The 6099-nt window shown below is 56.6% G+C and carries 7 protein-coding genes; 6 read left to right on the top strand and 1 reads right to left on the bottom strand.

Annotated features, from left to right (window positions below):
• Nucleotides 1–24 precede the first annotated feature (24 nt).
• Nucleotides 25–783, bottom strand: a complete 759-nt coding sequence (flgA, locus tag PVA39_RS20060) for a flagellar basal body P-ring formation chaperone FlgA (RefSeq protein ID WP_443200987.1) — start codon at nt 781–783, stop codon at nt 25–27.
• 79 nt (nt 784–862) lie between these two features.
• Between flgA and PVA39_RS20065 the strand changes: the two genes are divergently transcribed.
• The 6 genes from PVA39_RS20065 (at nt 863) to PVA39_RS20090 (ending at nt 6070) form a co-directional block, all read left to right on the top strand.
• Nucleotides 863–1786: a chemotaxis protein CheV gene (locus tag PVA39_RS20065; RefSeq protein WP_027910245.1), complete on the top strand. Its 924-nt coding sequence runs from the start codon at nt 863–865 to the stop codon at nt 1784–1786.
• Between the two features lie 104 nt (nt 1787–1890).
• Nucleotides 1891–2718, top strand: coding sequence for a protein-glutamate O-methyltransferase CheR (gene cheR / locus PVA39_RS20070; protein ID WP_013792198.1), 828 nt, complete (start codon nt 1891–1893; stop codon nt 2716–2718).
• A 276-nt stretch (nt 2719–2994) separates the two neighbouring features.
• Nucleotides 2995–3405, top strand: coding sequence for a flagellar basal body rod protein FlgB (gene flgB, locus PVA39_RS20075; protein ID WP_093502131.1), 411 nt, complete (start codon nt 2995–2997; stop codon nt 3403–3405).
• 11 nt (nt 3406–3416) lie between these two features.
• Nucleotides 3417–3860 (top strand): flagellar basal body rod protein FlgC, encoded by a 444-nt coding sequence (gene flgC, locus PVA39_RS20080; RefSeq protein WP_093502129.1) that lies wholly within the window; start codon nt 3417–3419, stop codon nt 3858–3860.
• 14 nt (nt 3861–3874) lie between these two features.
• Nucleotides 3875–4546: a flagellar hook assembly protein FlgD gene (gene flgD / locus PVA39_RS20085; protein ID WP_093502127.1), complete on the top strand. Its 672-nt coding sequence runs from the start codon at nt 3875–3877 to the stop codon at nt 4544–4546.
• Nucleotides 4547–4588: 42 nt separating this feature from the next.
• Entirely contained in the window at nt 4589–6070 is a 1482-nt protein-coding gene (locus PVA39_RS20090; RefSeq protein ID WP_093502125.1) for a flagellar hook protein FlgE, read from the top strand.
• Nucleotides 6071–6099: the final 29 nt, after the last annotated feature.

Raw genomic sequence — 6099 nt, forward strand, 5'->3', positions numbered from 1 at the left:
CCAGTCCATTGGCCGAGCCGGTTCTCACATCGATACTTCCACCTGCCCAGGGCCGGTAACCCTTGCGCGCACCACGCGTTGCGAGCTCTGGTTGCGCACGCTGATCTGCTTGCCAACGGCGCCATCGGAAAGCGCTTCGCCGGGCATGCGTACGTTGATGCCACCGCTGCGTGCGCTGATCACCACCTGATCGCCGCGGCGGATGACTTCCGCCTGGCGGATGAATGTAGGCGACAGTACCTGGTCCGGCTGCAAAGCTCGAGTCGTCTTGCGACCGACCGCCTGCTCCAGGTCGATCATGTAGCCCTGGTTGAGCAGGCCGACATCGCGCTCGGCGAGCATCAGGTCGCCCTCGCCGAGCACACCCTCGCGCTTGATAGGTCGGGTCACGGTGACCACTTCGCGGTAGAGGCGCACCTGGCCGGGAACGAATACGGTCCAGGGGGAGGCGCCATCGCAGCGTACACGCATAGTCACCCGGCCGATGGGTTCGGCCGGCGTTTCCAGGTTGATCGTCAGCGGCTGATCGCATAAAGGCAGGCGCAGGCGGGGGTCGAGGCGATTGATCTGCACCTCATAGCGCGCCTGAATATTGCTGCGCTGCAAATAGTCTGCAACTGCCTGCTCAAGAAAGCGCTGGGTCTCGCCGATAAGCTGATCGGGCAGGGTGACGGAGGCAGTTGTCAGCGTGCTATAGCCGAGCGCCAGCAAAGCAGGTAAAACTGCCAGGCAACGAAGGCTTTTGGCCATCGCGCGTCGGATAATTGTCATTCGTACATTCATGTCTGGTTCGTAGCAAGGCGCGTGCCGCCTGCTACGCTAACCAAATCTGATGTGTTACTGGAATCTTGGGAGCCCGTACATGGCCGGTGTGATGGATTCGGTCAACCAGCGAACTCAGCTGGTTGGGCAAAATCGCCTGGAACTGCTGTTGTTTCGTCTCGACGGCCCTCAGCTGTACGGGATCAACGTCTTCAAGGTGAAGGAGGTGTTGCAATGTCCGAAACTCACCATTATGCCCAAGTCGAGCCACGTGGTTCGCGGCGTGGCCAACATTCGCGGTGGCACGATTCCGATCCTGGATCTGTCTATCGCCACTGGCAAGCGCCCGCTCGCTGACCTTAATGGCAGCTTCGTGATCATCACTGAGTACAACACCAAGGTTCAGGGCTTCCTGGTCCGCTCGGTGGAGCGCATCGTCAATATGAACTGGGAAGAGATCCATCCGCCACCCAAGGGTACTGGGCGTGATCATTATCTGACAGCCGTTACCCGGCTGGATGAGAAACTGGTCGAGATCATTGATGTCGAGAAGATTCTTGCCGAGGTGGCGCCGACCTCCGAGGTTATTTCGGCTGGGGTGATCGATGTCGAAGTGCAGACCAAGGCTGTCAGCCAGCACGTGCTGATCGTCGATGATTCCTCGGTGGCCCGTAAGCAGGTGATGCGCTGCCTGCAGACGGTCGGTGTGGAGGTCACGGCGCTGAACGATGGCCGTCAGGCGCTCGATTACCTGCAGGCCATGGTCGCTGAGGGCAAGTCGCCCGAGCAGGAATTGCTGATGATCATTTCCGATATCGAGATGCCGGAAATGGATGGTTATACCCTGACGGCAGCGATTCGTGCTGATGCACGCATGCAGAAGCTGCACATTCTGCTGCATACTTCGCTGTCCGGCGTATTCAACCAGGCAATGGTGAAGAAAGTAGGGGCCAATGACTTCCTGGCAAAATTCCGTCCGGATGATCTGGCTTCACGAGTCGTGGATCGCATCAAGGCCGGCTGATCGTGGCAGCGTTAAAAAAGCTGGCAGATTTTGCCAGCTAACTCGTCTAGCGCTTCTCGGAGCGCTCGGCGCAATCAATGGAATAGATGGGCGAGGCCTCACGAGTGTCTTCAGGTAATTTGGATTTTGAGCAATTCCGGATCTTTCTGGAAAAGGCCTGTGGCATCGTGCTTGGCAGCAACAAGCAATACCTGGTTTCCAGTCGGTTGAATAAGCTGATGGAGACCAACGGAATCAAGACATTGGGTGAGCTGGTGCAGCGCATGCAAAGTCAGCCGCGTAGTGGCTTGCGCGAGCAGGTGGTCGATGCGATGACGACCAATGAAACCCTGTGGTTTCGTGACACCTATCCCTTCGAGGTGCTGAAGAATCGCGTATTGCCTGAGTTGATCAAGGCTTATCCAGGGCAGCGCCTGCGCATCTGGTCAGCCGCCTGCTCCTCGGGGCAGGAGCCTTACTCGCTGTCGATGAGTATTGATGAGTTCGAGCGCAGCAATGTGGGCCAGCTCAAGGCCGGGATTCAGATCGTCGCGACCGATCTGTCGCCCACCATGCTGAACAACTGCAAGTCGGGCGAGTATGATAGCCTTGCCATGGGGCGCGGGCTTGCTCAGGAGCGGCTACAACGCTATTTCGATCCTAAAGGGCCTGGGCGCTGGGTGGTCAAACCGGCCATTAAGAGCCGTGTGGAGTTCCGCCCGCTGAACCTGCTTGACAGTTACGCCAGTCTTGGCAAGTTCGATATCGTGTTCTGCCGCAACGTGCTGATCTACTTCTCGGCGGAAGTGAAGAAGGACATCCTCACGCGCATCCACGCCATGCTCAAGCCAGGTGGATACTTGTTCCTTGGAGCCTCGGAGGCGCTTAACGGGTTGCCCGAGAAATACCAAATGGTTCAGTGCAGTCCTGGGATCATCTACAAAGCCAAGTGATCAAAGGTTTTTTAGAAATAACGGGAGGCCATGGCCTCCCGTTTTGTTTTATGGCTGACAGCCTTCTGTCACCACCGCGTCAGAAAAGCGGCAATCCAGCGTTCAGATTGCCGTTCCTACTTTGCCTAGCGGCGGAAAAGCTTTGCCGCTCGTGTACCTCGAATGCCCTGCTTTTCAGTGATCTAACTGATTTATAAGTAAAAAAATAAATTGGCACGTGCTTTGCTGTTAGCTCTGCAGGCAAACAGGCTAGCCGTTACGGCAAAGGTCCCTGAGATGAGCATCAGTTTCGATAGTGCACTTGGTATTCACGAGAAGGCGCTGGGTTTTCGCGCGCAGCGTGCCGAAGTGCTGGCCAATAACATGGCCAACGCCGACACCCCCAACTACAAGGCGCGTGACCTGGATTTCGCGTCGGTGTTAGCGCAGCAGGCTGCAAAGAGCAGCGGGAGCGGCAACACGGGCTTGAGAACCACCAATAGCCGCCATATCGCAGCAGAAGGCGTGCCAATGGGCGACGCTTCGCTAGCATACCGTACGCCAACCGCGCCTTCGATCGATCAGAACACTGTGGATGCGCAGGTCGAGCAGGCCAATTACGCCGAGAATGCGGTGGCCTTCCAAACCAGCTTCACGCTGCTCAACAGTAAATTCAAAGGGCTCGTCAGCGCCCTGCGTGGTGAATAAAGGAGCCTGATATGTCCCTCACCAGTGTTTTCAATATCGCCGGAACCGGTATGAGTGCCCAGAGTACTCGCCTCAATACTATCTCCAGCAACATTGCCAACGCCGAGACCGTCTCCTCGAGCGTCGATCAGACCTATCGCGCGCGCCACCCGGTGTTCGCCACCGTGTTCCAGAATGCCCAGGGCGGCAATAACGGCTCGCTGTTTGCCGATCAGGACAACTCGGGCGCCGGCGTTCAGGTGCTGGGGATCGTTGAGGATCAGAGCAGTCTGATGCCGCGTTATGAGCCCAATCACCCGGCAGCGGACGAGAAGGGTTACGTTTATTACCCCAACGTCAACGTGGTCGAGGAAATGGCGGACATGATTTCCGCCAGTCGTGCCTTCCAGACCAACGTAGAAATGATGAATACCGCCAAGCAGATGATGCAGCGCGTATTGACCTTGGGCCAGTGAGCCAGGAGTGAGCGATGAGCACCGTTGATGGCGTCGGCTCCAGTTCCGTACTGGACAAGTATCAGGTCAAGCAGGACAGCACGCAGAACAAGGAGCTGGGCAAGGACCAGTTTCTCAACCTGCTGGTGGCGCAGCTTAACAATCAGAACCCGCTGGAGCCTCAGGGCAATGGCGAGTTCATCGCTCAGCTGGCGCAGTTCAGTACCGTGGAGGGGGTTGAAAAGCTCAACTCGAGCATGGAAACCATCCTCTCGGGCTATCAGTCCTCGCAGGCGCTGCAGGCTTCTTCATTGGTTGGGCGCAAGGTCATCGTGCCGGTCGATAAGGCGGTGGTCGATACCAGTGAAAGCTTCAAGGCCAGTGCCGTACTACCGACCAGCAGCAGCAACGTATACGTCAACGTTTACGACAGTGCCGGTGCGGTGGTCAGTCGTATCAATCTGGGCGAACAGCAGGCCGGCAACGTCAGCTTCATCTGGGATGGTAAGGATTCAAGCGGCAACGTCATGAAACCGGGAACTTACAAGTTCGAGGCTCAGGCCACTTACGGCAATGAGACCAAAGGGCTTTACACATTGCTGCCGGCCAACGTCGACAGCGTCACCTTGGGCGGCAATGAGTTGATGCTCAACCTGGCGGGTATCGGCAATGTGCCGTTGTCGCAGGTGCAGGTCATTGGTCAGTAATTAACAGGCTTTAGCTGCCGAGCTTCGGCAAGGAGAATTTTCATGTCGTTCAATATCGGTCTTAGCGGCCTGCGTGCTGCAACCAGTGACCTCAACGTGACAGGTAACAACATCGCCAACGCCGGTACGGCTGGCTTCAAGCAGTCGCGTGCCGAGTTCGCTGACTTGTACGCTTCGTCGATGCTTAGCAGCGGCTCCAATCCGATTGGTAGTGGCGTGCTGCTCAGTGATGTATCCCAGCTGTTCAGTCAGGGCAATATCAATTACACACAGAACTCGCTGGATCTGGCCATCAACGGCAGCGGCTTTTTCCGTACCAGCAATAATGGCGATATCAGTTACACCCGTGCCGGCTATTTTGGCACTGACCGTGAAGGTTTTATCGTCAACAACTTTGGGCACAACCTTCAGGGTTACAGTGTGGATGCCAATGGCAACCTGCAGAATGGCATCATCAGCAACCTGAAAGTGGAAACGGCCAGTCAGGCGCCGCGTTCGACCAGTACCATCACTCAGCCCTTCAACCTGAACTCCACTGAAGCTGTGCCGGTATTACGTCAGAGCGCCTACGATACGGCCTATCAGACTGCCTTCAATGGCGTGCTTTTGCCCGGTAACCCTAATCCGACTCCTGCTGAAATTGCGGCAGCTACTGCGGCGGCTACTCCTGCGGAGCTCGCAGCTGCGAATGCGGCAGGCGCAACGGCAGGCACAACTGCGGCGAATGCTTCGTTCAATCCGGCCGATCCGACCAGCTACAACCGCTCTACCTCGGTCAATATCTTTGATGCTCAGGGTAATGCGCACTCCTTTACTCAGTATTTTGTGAAGACTGGGGCGAATAACTGGGATGTGAAGATCTTGGTCGACGGGCGTAATCCGTTGGATCCGACCAGCACTCAGGCGCTATCGGCTGGGGTGACGTTCGATTCGTCCGGTAAAATGCAGACCATTGATCCGGCTAACTTGAGCGCTGGGCTTACGGTTGCTCCTGATGGTTCTATCAATATGAATGGCTGGGTGCCCGCTGCACCGACCAACGCTGAAGGTACGACCTGGGCGCCTAATGGGTCTGCCGCCAGTGCTGCGATCAAATTCGATTTCCGCGGCTCTACCCAGTTCAACAGTACCTTCTCGGTCGCCAAGGTGGTGCAGGATGGGTACAGCACGGGCGAACTGGCTGGCTTGCAGATAGATGAAACCGGTCAGCTCTTCGCGCGCTATACCAATGGGCAAACCAAGATTCAGGGGCAACTGGTTCTGGCTAACTTTGCCAACATGCAGGGTTTGACGCCGGTAGGTAAAACGGCCTGGGTACAGTCTTCTGAATCGGGCGAGCCGGTAATAGGAACGCCGAAAAGCGGTACTTTGGGCAGCCTGCAATCAGGCGCTCTGGAAGACTCCAACGTCGAACTGTCCGATCAGCTGGTCAACCTGATCGTGGCGCAGCGCAACTACCAGGCCAACGCCAAGACCATCGAAACCGAAAGTGCGATCACGCAGACCATCATCAATCTGCGTTAAGCGTCAGGGAGTCGTTGCCGGAAACGGCA

This window comes from Pseudomonas sp. CNPSo 3701, from assembly GCF_028674975.1.
Taxonomy (GTDB): domain Bacteria; phylum Pseudomonadota; class Gammaproteobacteria; order Pseudomonadales; family Pseudomonadaceae; genus Aquipseudomonas; species Aquipseudomonas straminea.